This window comes from Paenibacillus sp. LPE1-1-1.1 (assembly GCF_040676435.1).
Taxonomy (GTDB): domain Bacteria; phylum Bacillota; class Bacilli; order Paenibacillales; family Paenibacillaceae; genus Pristimantibacillus.
This window is the reverse complement of record NZ_JBEGHY010000001.1, coordinates 1,536,689-1,552,208: the sequence shown is the minus strand read 5'-3', so window position 1 is coordinate 1,552,208 and position 15,520 is coordinate 1,536,689. Positions and strand designations below refer to the sequence as shown.

The following is a 15,520-nucleotide window of genomic DNA, read 5'->3' as shown; positions in this document are numbered from 1 at the left end:
CTTTTTTTTGCTGTTCACGGATGATTTTTACCGCTTGTACATATACTGAACTAGTTCCGCTTGTCTCGTCTAAGATAAGCCGGAAAAAGAAGGTTCGGGGGTGGGGACGGTGGATCGGTTTACGAAGAACCGTCTGTTCGTATGGCTTGTTTATTTTATATTAGGCTTGCTCGCCATTTATCTCTTGCTGTTGATAAAGCCGTTGATCGTAAGTATATATGTATTCGTTAAGGCTGTGCTCGCTCCATTTATTATCGCGATGATCATTTCCTATGTGTTAAATCCGATCGTCACCATGCTGCATGAGCGGAAGGTTCCGCGGACGATTGCCGTGCTTCTCATATACGCGGTATTTTGCGCAGCGATTGCCGTCCTGCTTGTGAACCTGATTCCAATGTTCATTGAACAGGTGCAGGAATTGAACCATCATGTGCCGGAGCTGTCCATACGGGCCCAAAATATTGTGACGGATATAAACAATACTTCGTTTTTGCCGGAAAGCATCCGCAGCGGATTAAATAAATCACTTGTGCATATGGAGAAAAAGCTGTCCGAGAGCTTGTTTGATTTTGTGAACAATATCGGATCGATGGTGAATGCCGTGTTCATCGCATTCATTATTCCTTTCCTTGCCTTCTACATATTGAAGGATTTTGATGTATTTGAGCGGACGGTTATTACGTACGTTCCAAAATCCCATCGCAAAAATACGGTACGATTGCTCAAGGATATCGATACGGCGCTTGGCAGCTATATACGCGGTCAGTTTTTGGTATGTATCATCGTAGGCGTTCTCGCTTACTTCGGATATTTGCTTATCGGCATGCCGTATGCGCTTCTTCTGGCGGGGATCGTTGCCATTACCAATGTGATTCCTTATCTCGGGCCTTTCTTTGGAGCGGCGCCGGCGATACTGATGGCATCAACCGTTTCGTTGAAAATGGTCATTCTTGTGGCCGTGGTCAACACCCTTTGCCAAATCCTCGAGGGAAACGTCGTTTCTCCGCAGGTCGTGGGCCGGACGCTCCATATGCATCCCTTATCGATCATTTTTGCCTTATTGGTTGGAGGCGAGATTGCAGGGATTGTCGGCATGATACTGGCAGTGCCTATTTTTGCGGCCTGCAAGGTGATCATCCAGCACATGTTTGCCTATTACGTGAGGAGAAAGATTATTTGACAGGCAGAGAGGGTGTAGCTATAATTTTAAAATAATCAAGTGTCAAATATAAGGTGATAAAGCGTTGACGAATTGAAGTAAGCCAATGCCCGTTAGCCAGAGAGAAAGCTTCTTCGCACATGGCTGTTAATCAGCATTTTGCGTCGGTTGAGAGAGCTTTTATGACGAAGAGTGGCCGAAAGCTCTATTCGGAGTGTGAATGAACTTCACCGGTTGGACCCGTTAACGTCTAATGAAGGCGATTGCGCAGGCTGTTTGCAGCGAGCAATAACCAGGGTGGTACCGCGAATTTATTCGTCCCTGTCTATGACAGGGGCGTTTTTTGTGTTTTATTATGATAAGGGGGCTCCTACTAATGAAGGCTAGTGAAATCCGTGCAAAATGGCTGGCGTTTTTTGAAAGCAAAGGCCACAAAATTGAACCGAGCGCATCGCTCGTACCGCATAACGATCCGTCGCTTTTATGGATTAATGCAGGTATGGCGCCGCTTAAAGCTTATTTCGACGGGCGCATCGTTCCCGAAAATCCGCGGATTACGAATTCGCAAAAATGCATCCGCACCAACGATATCGAGAATGTGGGCAAAACGCGCCGCCATCACACGTTTTTTGAGATGCTGGGCAACTTCTCGATTGGCGACTACTTCAAAGAAGAAGCCATCACTTGGGCATGGGAGTTTCTGACCGAGCCGCAATGGATCGGCTTTGATCCGAATCGCTTATCCGTTACGGTCTATCCCGAGGACGAAGAGGCATTCGCTTTCTGGAATAAGAAAATCGGCCTGCCTGAAGAGCGCATCTATAAGCTGGAAGAGAACTTCTGGGATATCGGCGAGGGCCCTTGCGGACCTTGTACGGAAATTTTCTATGACCGCGGCGACAAATATGGCGACTTTTCGGACCCGGAATGCTGGCCGGGCGGGGAAAATGAACGTTTCCTTGAGGTTTGGAACGTTGTATTTTCGCAATTCAACCATAACAAAGACGGCAGCTACACGCCGCTTCCGATCAAAAATATTGATACGGGCGCAGGACTCGAGCGTTTTGCTTCCATCCTGCAGGACGTGGATTCGAACTTCGATACGGATTTGTTCCGGCCTATTATTGACCGCACCTGTGCAATCGCAAAGGTAACCTATAAAACAAACGAAGAGCATGACGTTGCTCTTAAAGTCATTGCCGATCATATCCGTACGGTTGCTTTCGCAGTCGGCGACGGCGTTATGCCTTCAAATGAAGGCCGAGGCTACATTATCCGCCGTTTGCTCCGCCGTGCTGTTCGTTACGGAAAGACCATCGGCATCGACCGTCCGTTCCTGCATGAGCTCACTGCGGTCGTTGGCGAGGTAATGGGCGTTTACTACCCGGAGGTCGTGGAAAAACGCGAGTTTATCGAGCGAGTCATCCGTACGGAGGAAGAACGTTTCCACGAAACCTTATCCGATGGACTATCTATGCTGTCTGAACTTGTAGCGTCGGCGACGAAAGCCGGCAATAAAGAGATTAACGGCGATGACGCATTCCGCTTGTACGACACTTACGGCTTCCCTTTTGATTTGACCGAAGACTTCGCGTCCGAGAATGGCATGACGGTCGACCGCGCCGGGTTCGATGCGGCGATGGAAGCGCAGCGCGAACGTGCCCGCGCAGCGCGCCAGGATACGGGTAGCATGAAGGTTCAAGGCGGCCCGCTTGGCGAATTTACGGTTAAAAGCGAGTTTGTTGGCTATAATGAACTGGTAACAGAATCCAAGATTATTGCAATCGTTCAAAACGATTTGCTGGTTGAGCAAGCGGATGAAGGCAGTAAAGTCGTTGTGATACTGGACCGTACCCCTTTCTACGCGGAAAGCGGCGGACAAATCGGCGATAAAGGAACGATTACAGGCGACGGCTTCACGCTTCAGATCGAAGACGTAACGAAAGCGCCGCACGGGCAAAGCGTGCATCATGCCGTTGTGGCGGCAGGAACCGCTCGTACCGGGGATACTGTAGTGGCATCTGTTGCAAGAGCTGTACGCGATGATGTGATTAAGAATCACACAGCAACGCATTTGCTTCACAAAGCGCTTAAAGAGGTGCTTGGCGATCATGTCAACCAAGCAGGATCTTTAGTAGAGGCTGAGCGTCTTCGCTTCGATTTTTCGCATTTTGGCAGCATTACAGCTGAGGAGCTCGTTGATATCGAACGCCGCGTAAATGAGCAAATTTGGCTCGGTACGGCTGTATCTATCGACATCAAGTCGTTGAACGAAGCGAAAGCAATGGGTGCTATGGCGTTGTTTGGCGAAAAATACGGCGATGAGGTTCGCGTAGTTCAGGTGGGCAGCTACAGCTTGGAGCTTTGCGGAGGCTGTCACGTTAGAAACACTTCGCAAATCGGTCTGTTCAAGCTATTAAGCGAGAGCGGAATCGGCTCGGGCGTACGGAGAATTGAAGCGGTAACAGGCAAGTATGCTTATAATTTCCTGGAGAGCCAGCTCGAGCTGCTTAAGCAATCGGCCAGCCTGCTGAAATCGAACACAAACGACGTGCCAAAGCGGATCGAAGCCTTATTTGGACAAGTGAAGGAGCTCTCCCGCGACAATGAATCGCTGCAAGCGAAGCTAAGCCGCATAGAGGCGGGTTCTCTGGAGCAAAATGCTAAAACCGTTGACGGAATCACGGTGCTGTGCGCGAAAGTCAATGCGCCTTCCATGGATGCGCTGCGCGGTATTGTCGACGAGCTCAAGCTGAAGCTGGAATCGAGCGTGATCGTGCTGGGAGCCATCGCAGACGATAAGGTCAACTTGGCAGCGGCAGTTTCGGCTGACCTGATTAAAAAGGGTTTCCATGCCGGGAAGATCGTAAAAGAGGCAGCTGTGCACTGCGGCGGAAGCGGCGGCGGACGCCCGGATATGGCGCAAGCAGGCGGAAAAGATACATCCAAGCTGGATGAAGCTTTGAAACTTGCGGAAGAACTAGTTCTTAATCAAACAAATGTGATATGATATAAATGTATATCTCATTGAAAAGCGGTTTGGAAAGCGAGGTGCTGGCGATGAGTTCCATGGACAAAACAATGAAATTTAACGTGAAGGCGGAGGGGGTTGAATCTTCTCAAGACATTCTGCTATCGGTACACGAAGCGCTTCTCGAGAAAGAGTATAATCCGATTAACCAGATCGTTGGGTATTTGCTGTCCGGAGATCCCGCGTATATTCCGCGGCATAACAACGCCAGAAGTTTAATTCGCAAGAAAGAACGAGACGAATTAATTGAAGAGCTTGTCCGGTTTTACCTAAACCATAAGAAACAATAACTATTGAGGCAGGAGCCGGACAAGACATGAGATTGATGGGATTGGATTATGGCGACCGCAACATTGGCGTTGCGGTCAGCGATGCTTTTCGTTGGACCGCACAAGGGACCGGGGTTATTGAACGCAGACGTGACGGAAGCGAATTTGACCGCATAGCCGATTTGGTTAAAGAGCATGAGGTTAGTGAAATCGTAGTCGGCCTGCCGAAAAATATGAACGGTACCATCGGTCCGCGAGGAGAAATTTGCATGGAATTCGCGGAACAGATTAAGCAGAAACTAAACATACCTGTTCACCTTTGGGATGAAAGGCTGACAACGGTAGCTGCCGAACGAACGCTCATCGAAGCGGACGTCAGCCGGAAGAAGCGAAAGCTCGTAATAGACAAAATGGCGGCAACGCTTATTTTGCAAAATTATCTCGATTCTAAAGCGAAAAGGTGAGGGTAAACATGACAAAAGAAGATCTGGAATTCGAAGAGCCGGAAATTATTTATATCCCGGATGAAGAAGGCAATGAAGAAGAATTCGAAGTCATCATGAAATTTGAGGTTGATGGTTCCGATCAGAAATATATGATGGTCGTTCCGCTTACTGGCGAAAATGACGAGGAAGATGAAGTATACGCTTTCCGTTATGAAGAAGAAGGCGACGATCTGAAGCTGTATACGATTGAAGATGAAGAAGAATGGAACATGGTTGAGGAGACATTTAATACGCTCCTTGGCGAGATGGAGGAAGAAAACTAATGTCTGGCACAGAGCATGAGGCTCCTAAGAAGCTGAACAGCCTAAGAACCGCTTTCGGCAATGAAATCGAACTTGAAGCGGATGACGGCAGCGTAGAGGTTTACGATATCAAAGCTGAATTTCAGCTTGGTGATCGTATTTATGCAGCTCTTCAATCGGATCCGATGCGCGGCGAGGAAGACGTTGAACTCTTCCGTGTCATTCAAGTTGGCGGGGAACCGCAGCTGGAAAACATCGAAGACGATGAAGAGTGGGAAGCAGCGTCGGAAGCTTACGATGATTTGTTGTTCGCGACTGACGAGCGCCCGTAACGGCTTCAAGCGTATATGTACTTAACGAAAGAGCGGTTAATAACCGCTCTTTTGTTCCATGTTATGGGGCAATTACTCCAAAGCTTATGGAAACAGCCGTTGATTTACCGATTTTGATGCAGGATCAGCTGAGCCGCTAAGCTATGGTCTCAGCCATTTCGCCTGCGCATATCGGCAAAGAGACATATAAGGAAGCAGATAGAGGGGGTCTAAAATTGGACATGCCATCACAGGACCAGTATACATCATCCGGTCCGAAACGCAGCCGCATAACATTATGGGTGATATTGAGCCTGCTGGGCATTATGATTATCGTTGCCGGCAGCGCAGCCTTTTACGTATGGAACAGCTTGCGGCCAACCGCCGCAGGAGAAGTGCAAAAGCTTGACATACCTAAAGGAACTTCAGCGAATGAGGTTGCTGACTTACTGGAACAGCACGGCATCATCAAAAACTCATTTGTTTTTAAGTATTACTTGAAGCTGAAGGATCAAGGCGGCCAATTCCAAGCGGGTATATACGAGCTTAGCCCGGGTATGGAAAATGATGCGATAATAGCGAAATTGAACGCCGGCGACACGGTTGCAGCCGAAACGATTCGCTTTACCATTCCTGAGGGCTTCACTGTCCTGCAAATAGCAGATAAGCTTGCCGCGGAGAAGCTGATCGACAGAGAAAAATTTATAGGACTAATTGCGTCGCAAAAAACATGGGGCGATGCGGAGGCCGTTCGCTCCATTCCAGATAGCGATAAACTGCATGTGCGTTTGGAAGGATATCTTTTCCCGGAAACCTATGAAATGAAAAAGGAAAGCACGGAAGAAGACATCATCAAACGTATGGTATCGGAGCTTGACCGAAAGCTTGCCGAGCTGCCCGAGGGCTGGATGGATGTGCTGGAGGAGAGAAAAATCTCTTTCCATGACCTTATAACCATTGCATCGCTCGTTGAGAGGGAAGTCGTAGTCGATGAAGAGAGAGCGATGGTAGCAGGCGTCATTTACAACCGGATTGCCGATGGCATGAAGCTGCAAATCGATGCAACCGTGCAGTATTCGCTGGATAAACCAAAGGAACGGCTGTACGAGAAAGATCTGCTAGTCGACAGCCCTTATAATACGTATAAAGTCGAAGGTTTGCCGCCGGGACCCATCGCAAGCCCGAGCTTGAAATCGATTGAAGCTGCTTTGTATCCGGAAAAATCCGAGTTTTTCTTTTACGTGACCAAAAAGGACGGCAGCCAATCCCACTTATTCGCGAAAACCTATAAAGAACATTTAAGAAACATCGAGAAGAGTAACCAAACAGCTGGATAGGACGCAGCTAGATTGATAAGCGCGTTCGCTCGAAGCTTTTTAGGAGGAGCAAGCATGGCGTACAAGCCCGAACTGTTAGCTACCGCCGCATCGATAGAAGAGCTTGAGAGGCTCATTGCAGCAGGTGCGGATGCTTTTGTCATCGGCGAAGCACGCTACGGTACGCGTTTAGCAGGAGAATTTAGTAAAGAAATGATTGAAATGGCTGTGAAGATCGCCAAACCAAAAGGCGTGAAAATCTATGCGGCTCTTAATAACCTAATGGATAACGAAGCGGCGGAATCATTGAGCGAGTACGTTTCAGCGCTGGCCGAAGCGGGCGTAGATGCCTTTGTGTTTGGTGATCCTGCCGTCCTCATGGCTGCAAGAGTACATGCTCCCGGGATGGCGCTGCACTGGAATGCGGAGATGACATCCACCAACTTTGAAACAGCGAATTATTGGGGCAGAAGAGGTGCAACGCGGTTTGTGCTCGCACGCGAGCTGAACATGGAGCAGGTCATCGATGCGATCAACGGCACCGACCTTGAGGTTCAAGTGCAGGTGCATGGCATGACCAATATTTATCATTCCAAGCGTTCGCTGGTGGAGAGCTATTTAGAGCATCAATCGGAGCCTGACCGTTTGCTGCAAAAGAATAAAGACCGCGGTTTGTACGTTATGGAGGCGGAGCGGCAGGATGAGCGCTATCCGATTTACGAGGATGCTAACGGAACGCATATTATGAGCTCTGACGACATCTGCATGGTTGAGAATCTTCATGAGCTGTTGGAAGCAGGCATCGGAAGCCTGAAGATTGAAGGAATAATGAAATCAATCGAGTATAATGAAATCGTTGTTCGTTCTTATCGGCAGGCCATCGATTCTTATTTGGCAGACCCATCGGACTATTCCTTCAATGAGGACTGGCTGGAAGCAATTCAGCAGGTACAGGATCCGAATCGCGAGCTGAGCTACGGATTCTTTTATAAAGAGCAGGTATATTGATTTTTTATTAGTGCGAAGCGGGTTTGGTTCGCAAAACTTTGGGAAAATGCTTACGAAGTGAGTTTTGCTTCGCAAAACTTTAGGAGGTGCACATCATTGACGACATTAGAGAAAACGACTCCGCGCTATCAAGGCAAACGTCACCGGCTCGATAAACCAGAGCTTCTCGCTCCGGCAGGAAATTTGGAGAAGCTTAAGTTCGCTGTCCATTACGGTGCAGACGCCGTTTATATAGGCGGTCAAAAATACGGCTTACGTTCGAACGCCGATAACTTTAGCTTTGAGGAAATGAAGGAAGGCGTTGAGTTTGCTGCTCGTTATGGGGCAAAGGTATTCGTCGCGACTAATATTTATGCGCATAACGAGGATGTAGACGGCCTCGAGGATTATTTACGCGCTTTGGAGAACGCCGGAATAGCAGCAATCATCGCAGCTGATCCGATTATTATCGAAACCGCGCAGCGAGTAGCTCCAAAGCTGGAGGTGCATTTGAGCACGCAGCAATCCACGCTAAATTGGCAGGCTGTGCAATTTTGGAAGGACGAGGGTCTGCCTCGGGTCGTGCTGGCCCGCGAAACGAGCTTTAAAGACATTGCAGAAATAAAGAAGCATGTCGATATCGAGATTGAAGCTTTCATACATGGCGCGATGTGCTCTTCGTTCTCGGGGCGCTGCGTGCTGTCTAACCATTTCACCGACCGTGATTCAAACCGCGGCGGCTGCTGCCAATCATGCCGCTGGAAATATGATTTATTCGTTGACGACATGCCGATGTATGCCGAAGAGGATGACAAATTTACGATGGGCTCCAAAGACTTGTGCATGATCGAATATTTGCCTGAGCTCATTGAGGTTGGCGTGGACAGCTTCAAAATCGAAGGAAGAATGAAGAGCATTCACTATGTCGCTACGGTCGTTAACGTATACCGTCAAGCGATCGATGCTTATTTTGCGGATCCGGAGCATTTCGAACTGAAGCAGGAATGGGTCGAGGAGATCAATAAAGCCGCGAACCGCCCGCTGAATACAGGGTTTTTTCTGGATACGCCTGGGGCAGAGGATCATATTTATGAGCCGGAGGAAAAAGCGGCTCCTTATGATTTTGCAGGAATAGTCGTTGATTACGATGCAAAAACAGGTTTTGCCACGGTTCAGCAGCGCAATCATTTTAAAAAGGGCCAAGAAATCGAGTTCGTTGGTCCGGAAGGCATGTTCTTCAAGCAAACGATAACCGAAATGACGGACATTGATGGCTTAGAAATCGAAGCGGCAAGGCATCCTTTGCAGCATATCCGAATTCGCACGCTAAAGCCGGTTAAACCAATGGATATGATGAGAAAAAAAATCGGGAACAAGTGAAAATAAAAAAGTATGACCGGAGTCTTATTTTCCCAAAAAAATAAGGCTCTTTTTTTTTGATTTCTTATAATGAATTGACAAGAATGTGTCGATATAAAATAATAGATGGTAATACATATTCCGGCAAGATTCGCTAGAAGCATACGAACTAATTCAGACTTACAATTTTGAAGGCGGTGTCTTTCCCAATGGAAAACCAAGAAGAACAAAAAGCAAAGAATTCGAAGAAACAGAAGCAGGGGTCAGGAGAGAATGGCGCTAACAGCTCGAAATCAGAGCTAAGTATGAAAGCGCAATCAGGAATGAAGGCGTTTTCTAAGGCGGCGAAGGCGGCAACGGTATCCGTAAAAGCAACGAAGCTGTCTAATCCGTTAAAATCGGTAGGCACGAAGTTATTTACAATCATTTTTTGCGGCATTATCGCGTGCGTATTGACCGTAGGTCTTTTGGCGTACTCGAAATCGAAATCCATTATTGAAAATAAGGTTTCGGAAGCCAGTTTTGAAACGATTAAGCAAGTTGCGAATAACTTGGATGTTATTTACAAGACTTACGAGGATTTATCATTGCAAATCTTAATCGATAAGGACTTTCATGAAATCGTAAGGAAGATGCTGGACAGCGCGGACGATTACGGAAAGTTCGAAGCATCGCGTAATTTAAGCGAAAAAATGCAATCCTATGTGATGGGCAACAATACGATTGTTTCCTTGATGCTATTGCCGGTAAATCCGAAACTGGAGGTAGTCTCTGCCGGTTCCGCTACGAGCAGCACAGCCGAAAGATTAATGAAAACAGCCTGGTTTATGGAAACCGTAGATAGAGCGGGTAAAACCAATTGGATTCCGCCTCAACCGGAAGGTCTAGCGAATTCGAACAGTGTGACGACGGTCGGAATTAGCCGTCTCATTAAGGATACGACATCAAGCGAGTCATCCTATGTTTTGCTGATAGAAGTGTCGGTAGATTCCATTGCAGAGCGATACAAAGACGTTAATCTAGGCGATGGCAGCCAAATCGCGATTGTTGACGCGAACAGCAATTACATCACGAATGCAGATCCAGGGATGATCGGCAAAGCAGCTAATATTACTCTTCCTACTGAAGGTGAAAAGGCGCTGCAGGACTCGGTTAAAATGAAAACGAAAAATGAAGACGAAGTTCTTGCTGCCTACAAAACATTTACGGCGATGGACTGGAAGCTGGTAGGAACCGTCCCGGTGAAAGAGCTGGTGAAGGATGCCAAAGCCATTCAAAATATGACTTGGCTTACCGTGCTGCTTGCAGCGGTCATTGCGGTTGCGATCGGAATGCTCGTGATCATGACCATTGCTCAGCCGCTGGTTAAGCTTCGGAATTTGATGAATGAAGGTGCAAGAGGCAACCTTACCGTTCGCTCTGTTATGAAAAAACGCCAAGACGAGATCGGCGAGCTGAGTGAAAGCTTTAACCTCATGATGACGCAGATTACAGCATTGGCTGTTCAAACGACGCGTTCTGCTGAGGAAGTTCTCAATACGGCAACCGAGCTCAGTGATGCTTCAAGAAAAACGGCCCTATCCGCCAAGGAAATCGCCGTTGCAACGGAAGAGATCGCCGGAGGAGCGACAAGCTTGGCCGTAGAAGCGGAAAAAGGCACCGATTTAACTAGCAACATTGATGCTCAAATGAGAAAAGTAATTGATGCTAACGAGCAAATGGTACGCTCTGCGCAAGAGGTAGAGAAAGCGAGTGAGCAAGGAACGACTTACATGGGAGTGCTTATTCAAAAAACCGGCATGACCGAAGAAATGACGCGCTCCATGGTAGAGAAGGTTGACGCGCTCAAGGAAAGCACAGGCTCCATCGTTAAAATTTTGGACGTGCTGAACAATCTGACCAAACAAACGAATATTCTATCGCTTAATGCTACGATCGAAGCCGCTCGCGCTGGAGCCGCAGGTAAAGGCTTTATGGTCGTTGCGGACGAGATTCGCAAGCTTGCTGACCAGAGCCGCCAGTCCATCGACGTGGTTGGACAAATTACCGAGAAGATTAGAGGCGAGATCGACGAAACGGTTCATGTTTTGTCAGACGCTTATCCGTTGTTCCAAGAACAAATCGGTTCCGTTAAGGAAGCAAATCAAATTTTCTTGACCGTATCGGGTCAAATGGGCCAGCTTGCGCAAAGGCTCGACCTCGTTACGGACGCGATCGGCCATCTGGACGAATCGCAGGCCGTATTGGCGGATGCGATGACCAACGTTAGCGCTGTAGCAGAGGAATCTTCCGCAACATCCGAGGAAGTTGCATCGCTAAGCTCCGAGCAGCTTAGCATCAGTGACGGCATGGTTCGTCTTTCGGAGAAGCTGGATACCGTATCGCGTGAGCTGAAGGATTCCCTTTCCAAATTTAAGATTGATTAAGGATCGGTTTTATCCATAGAATATCATAGCTAGAGAAGAAGGGCTTTTCAGCAAAAATTGCTGAAAGGCTCTTTTTGTTATTCATATCTAGGGTGACGTTTGAAGGGATGCGATGCAAGGAAATAATGGGGATATCGGATTTATTTCACGCCAGGTGATGGGGCGAAAGCGTTATAAAGGAGTTTAGCATCATGGTGAAGCAAAGATTGAGACGCTTAACAGCGGCTGCTTGGTTGATTAGTCTTGTTATGTTCATCTATATCGGCCGATTAGCGTGGCTGCAATTGATGCCCGGCAGCGCTTCGGCAGCCGTGCTTAGCACCGAAACCAGCCGAGGCGGCTGGCAAAGGCTTTCGGTTCAGCAGCGTCAGCGTAATCTGGTGCTTGATACCGGACGAGGAGATTTCTACGATCGGAATGGAATAGCGATTACGGGAGAAACGTATTCAGCAGTCGCATTATTCCCCGTTCGACGGGATGTCAGGGGACAAGAGAAGGATATATCCGTGCTTAGCGGCATTTTAGGGGTATCCGTGGAGCAGCTTCAGCAAAAGTGGGATGCAGTGCGTGAGCCCGTATTTTGGAAGTCTGATGATCAAATGCTCCCGATGCGGCTTACAGAAGCTCAAACGATGCGGATAAAGAAGCTGGCTCTAAACGGCATACGCGTGCTTCCTTATCGGAATCGCTATTTGGCGGGCTTTGAGGCAAAGCATCTCATCGGCTTCACAAGCCAGCATCCGGAGTGGCTGCAGGCTGAACAGGCGGAGGATTTGGCCCGCGGCAAAAGAAAGCTGGCCGACCAGGTTGGCGGCTCCGGTCTCGAGAAGTCGTTAGACAAGCTGATGCATGGGGTCGGGGTTACTTCCGTGTCTTATTTTATGGATGGACGCAATGCCCCGATGCATGGCCTTGATTTCCGAATAACGCAGCCTAATAACCGATATTATCCGCTCCAGGCGATGACAACGATCGATTTGCAGCTGCAAAATGAGATTGAGGACTACGTGGATGCCCATGGTATGAAGGAAGGGGCGGTTGTCGTGCTGGATGCCCGCAATGCGGACATTGTCGCGATGGTGTCGAGGCCTCAGCTGAAGCCAGGACAATTCCATAGCTCCGATGGTACGGAATGGTCCAATCACGCATTGAAGGCCGTAGCTCCGGGCTCGGTATTTAAGCTTGTAACAGAAGCTGCCGCACTGGAGGCTGGGGTAGTCGATCCGAACGAATCGTTTGATTGCAGCGGCGAATACGGGAAATACGGCTTATCATGCTGGAAAGAAGGAGGACACGGGAACTTGACGCTAAAAGAGGGCCTGGCGCAATCCTGTAATATTGTTTTTGCCACCATCGCGGAGCGGCTTACTGCAAAAGAGCTGAAACGTACGGCAGATTCGCTAGGGATAGGCCTGCAGGTGGGCTGGCATCGGGAAAAGGCTTTTGGCCCGTTCGCAGAGCCGCTGCGCCTGCTTGAGGAAGAGGAGTGCGGTCAACTGTTTGCGCCCGTCTCGGTTCAGGCGTCCAGTGCGCCTGCGGGGCTTGGCGGAGACGAGCGTCTAGGAGTCGATCAGCAAAAGCTGGGGTCAGGTGAGCGGCTAGGAGCAGATAAGCAAAAGCTGGGGTCAGGTGAGATTGCGGTGTCAGATCAGCGGGAGAGCGTCGTAGAGGCGGGAGGAGATGCTGGTGCTGACAGGCTTGGCGTGCTGCTGGAGGCTGGCGAAGAAGCAGCGATGCTCGCAGCCGTAGATGGCGGTACGCTCGCGCAAAGCGGGTTTGGGCAGCGTGATGTACGGATGACGCCGCTTCAGGCGGCAAATCTAATTGTAACGCTGCTGAATGAGGGGCGCGTAATGGAGCCGCGCCTGGTGAGTGAAATCCGCTATGCCAACGGCCAGCGGATGGTGAAGCTTCCCGCACAGCGTGCGCAAGCCATTCGCGGCCGGATTAAACCGGCCACGGCGCATGCGCTGCTGCGCGGCATGGCAGCGGTCGTCGACCACGGAACGGGTCGGACGATCCGCCAAGGGCGGTGGGCGGTTGCCGGCAAATCGGGCACCGCCGAAACGAAGCGGGCCGGAATCGACCGCAACCACCAGTGGTTTGCGGGCTACGGCCCGATCAAGAAGCCTCGCTACGCGATCGCCGTGCTCGTGGAAAACCAGCCGCCTGGAAGCCCGAACCAGGCGACCAAAATCTTTCGCGGCGTTATGGATATCGCCGCAGGCTTGGCTGAAGGAGCTGACCGTTAGTAGTCAGCTCCTTTTTTTCGCACAGGCAGCTCCGAAAAAGCTGTATCCATTGTATAAGTGAATCTATATGTTAGTCGCAGACATCTTAATGCCAGAAGAACTTCAAGCTAAACACTAACGGCCTTACTGTGTCGTTGGTGATAGAGATACTGGTGCAGCATTGTAGTTTGTGATAATGGAATGATGCTGCAGTGCAGTTGGTTCTAGTGAAACGGATGCTGCTTCCACAGTGCTGTCGGTACTGGTGAAACTGATGCTGATGCTACAAGTGCTGTTGGTGCAATAGAAACTGATGCTGCTGCCACAGTGTTGTCGGTGATAGAGAAACTGATGGTACTGCTACAATGCTGTCGGTGCTGGTGAAACTGATGCTGATGCTACAAGTGCTGTTGGTGCTATAGAAACTGATGCTGATGCTACAAGTATTGTCGGTGCTATAGAAACTGATGCTGCTGCCACCGAGCTGTCATTGCTAGTGAAACGGATGCTACAGTGTAGTTTGTGCAGTAGAATGAGCTCAAATTGCGTTTATGATTTCATACGTTGCAGTTTGTGCAACAGAAATCAATCAATTGGATTCTCACGCTTAGCTTCTAGTGTATTCTATTGCATTGTAGATTGAGCGGGGACACTCATGTGAAGGATACATTGTACAAAGTACATTGTATCCTTCAGTGTTGAGTATATCGAAGGTGTTGTGTATATCGAAGTAATGCCTATTGGAACTGTTAGCGTGCCTTAGAACGGAAATATAAGTGGTATAGGAACTGATAATTGTTAGCAACGTGAGTTGCCTAGGTACTGTTGGTGGTCTGATAATTGTTAGCAACGTGAGTTGCCAAGGTACTGTTGGTGGTCTAGGAAATCGTATAGAAATCTTAGTGTATAGGAACTATAAGTGTCCACGAACTATTGATGGTCTAGGAAGCATTAGTAGCTTAGGAATGGAAATGTGAATTGACATGGAACTGCTAATTTTTTATAAACAGTTAATTCCCTAGGAACTATTGGGGTCTGTGAATAATTAGTGGTCTACGTACCATTAGTGGACTACGAACTAGTAGTGGTCCAGGAACTGATGATTGTTTAAGTAAAGTTGGTGGTCCAGGAACTAATGTTTAAGAACTAATGATGACCTAGAAACTATTGGAGACACAGGATCATTCGTGATCTCTAGCGAACCTTAGTTATAAACGCCCACCGTCTAACGACGATCGGGCAAATCTACATCTCCACATACACCTCCACACCTACATCTCGAAAAAATAATCCCTCTCCACCTTACAAACCCTCAGAACGAAGCTTTGGTACCATTCGCTTTTTCCTCGCTGCTGCGCTACCTGATGAGCGGCGTTCTCCTTCCAAGCTTGAATGGCATCTAACGAATCCCAATAGGACACGGTAATGCCTAATCCGGCGTCGCGCGCGGACTCTATTCCCAAAAAACCGTTTTGCTGCGAAGCAATCTCCGTCATTTTGTCCGCCATGTTTCCGTAACCGTTATCGCCTTCTGTTCGCTGCGAGGCGAAAATAACCGCATAGTAAGGCGGAGCAGGCGTTTTTGCCATTCCGTTCATAAGCCATTCCTCCGATAGGGTTAGTTGATGCTGCATGGAAATAAAAAATGAAGCCAAGCCGCCAGCGGCATCGCAATCGCTCTGG

The 15,520-nt window shown here is 48.7% G+C and carries 12 protein-coding genes; 11 read left to right on the top strand and 1 reads right to left on the bottom strand.

Annotation, left to right across the window (positions count from 1 at the left end):
• The first annotated feature begins 109 nt into the window (after window positions 1-109).
• The 11 genes from MRBLPE1_RS06705 to MRBLPE1_RS06655 all read left to right on the top strand — a co-directional run bounded on the left by MRBLPE1_RS06705 (window position 110) and on the right by MRBLPE1_RS06655 (window position 13,858).
• Entirely contained in the window at window positions 110-1,180 is a 1,071-nt protein-coding gene (locus tag MRBLPE1_RS06705) for an AI-2E family transporter (RefSeq protein WP_364143132.1), read from the top strand.
• 355 nt (window positions 1,181-1,535) lie between these two features.
• Window positions 1,536-4,169: an alanine--tRNA ligase gene (gene alaS / locus MRBLPE1_RS06700; protein WP_364143130.1), complete on the top strand. Its 2,634-nt coding sequence runs from the start codon at window positions 1,536-1,538 to the stop codon at window positions 4,167-4,169.
• A gap of 50 nt (window positions 4,170-4,219) precedes the next feature.
• Window positions 4,220-4,480, top strand: a complete 261-nt coding sequence (locus tag MRBLPE1_RS06695; RefSeq protein WP_054028150.1) for an IreB family regulatory phosphoprotein — start codon at window positions 4,220-4,222, stop codon at window positions 4,478-4,480.
• A gap of 26 nt (window positions 4,481-4,506) precedes the next feature.
• Window positions 4,507-4,923: a Holliday junction resolvase RuvX gene (ruvX, locus tag MRBLPE1_RS06690; RefSeq protein ID WP_139990931.1), complete on the top strand. Its 417-nt coding sequence runs from the start codon at window positions 4,507-4,509 to the stop codon at window positions 4,921-4,923.
• A gap of 8 nt (window positions 4,924-4,931) precedes the next feature.
• Window positions 4,932-5,228, top strand: coding sequence for a DUF1292 domain-containing protein (locus MRBLPE1_RS06685; RefSeq protein ID WP_308999924.1), 297 nt, complete (start codon window positions 4,932-4,934; stop codon window positions 5,226-5,228).
• A complete protein-coding gene (locus MRBLPE1_RS06680) occupies window positions 5,228-5,539 on the top strand; it encodes a DUF1292 domain-containing protein (protein ID WP_308999923.1) in 312 nt (103 codons plus the stop codon). Before MRBLPE1_RS06685 ends, MRBLPE1_RS06680 begins: the two co-directional genes overlap by 1 nt.
• A gap of 221 nt (window positions 5,540-5,760) precedes the next feature.
• Window positions 5,761-6,855 carry an endolytic transglycosylase MltG gene (gene mltG, locus MRBLPE1_RS06675; protein WP_364144539.1) on the top strand — a complete coding sequence of 365 codons (1,095 nt, stop codon included), beginning with the start codon at window positions 5,761-5,763 and terminating at the stop codon, window positions 6,853-6,855.
• Window positions 6,856-6,909: 54 nt separating this feature from the next.
• Window positions 6,910-7,842, top strand: a complete 933-nt coding sequence (locus MRBLPE1_RS06670) for a peptidase U32 family protein (RefSeq protein WP_364143125.1) — start codon at window positions 6,910-6,912, stop codon at window positions 7,840-7,842.
• Between the two features lie 96 nt (window positions 7,843-7,938).
• Entirely contained in the window at window positions 7,939-9,201 is a 1,263-nt protein-coding gene (locus MRBLPE1_RS06665; RefSeq protein WP_364143122.1) for a peptidase U32 family protein, read from the top strand.
• A 188-nt stretch (window positions 9,202-9,389) separates the two neighbouring features.
• Complete coding sequence (locus MRBLPE1_RS06660; protein WP_364143119.1) at window positions 9,390-11,606, top strand: methyl-accepting chemotaxis protein; 2,217 nt, start codon at window positions 9,390-9,392, stop codon at window positions 11,604-11,606.
• 191 nt (window positions 11,607-11,797) lie between these two features.
• Window positions 11,798-13,858, top strand: coding sequence for a peptidoglycan D,D-transpeptidase FtsI family protein (locus MRBLPE1_RS06655; RefSeq protein WP_364143116.1), 2,061 nt, complete (start codon window positions 11,798-11,800; stop codon window positions 13,856-13,858).
• A gap of 1,250 nt (window positions 13,859-15,108) precedes the next feature.
• Here MRBLPE1_RS06655 and MRBLPE1_RS06650 read toward each other — a convergent pair.
• Window positions 15,109-15,435: an antibiotic biosynthesis monooxygenase family protein gene (locus tag MRBLPE1_RS06650; RefSeq protein WP_364143113.1), complete on the bottom strand. Its 327-nt coding sequence runs from the start codon at window positions 15,433-15,435 to the stop codon at window positions 15,109-15,111.
• Between the last annotated feature and the right edge of the window lie 85 nt (window positions 15,436-15,520).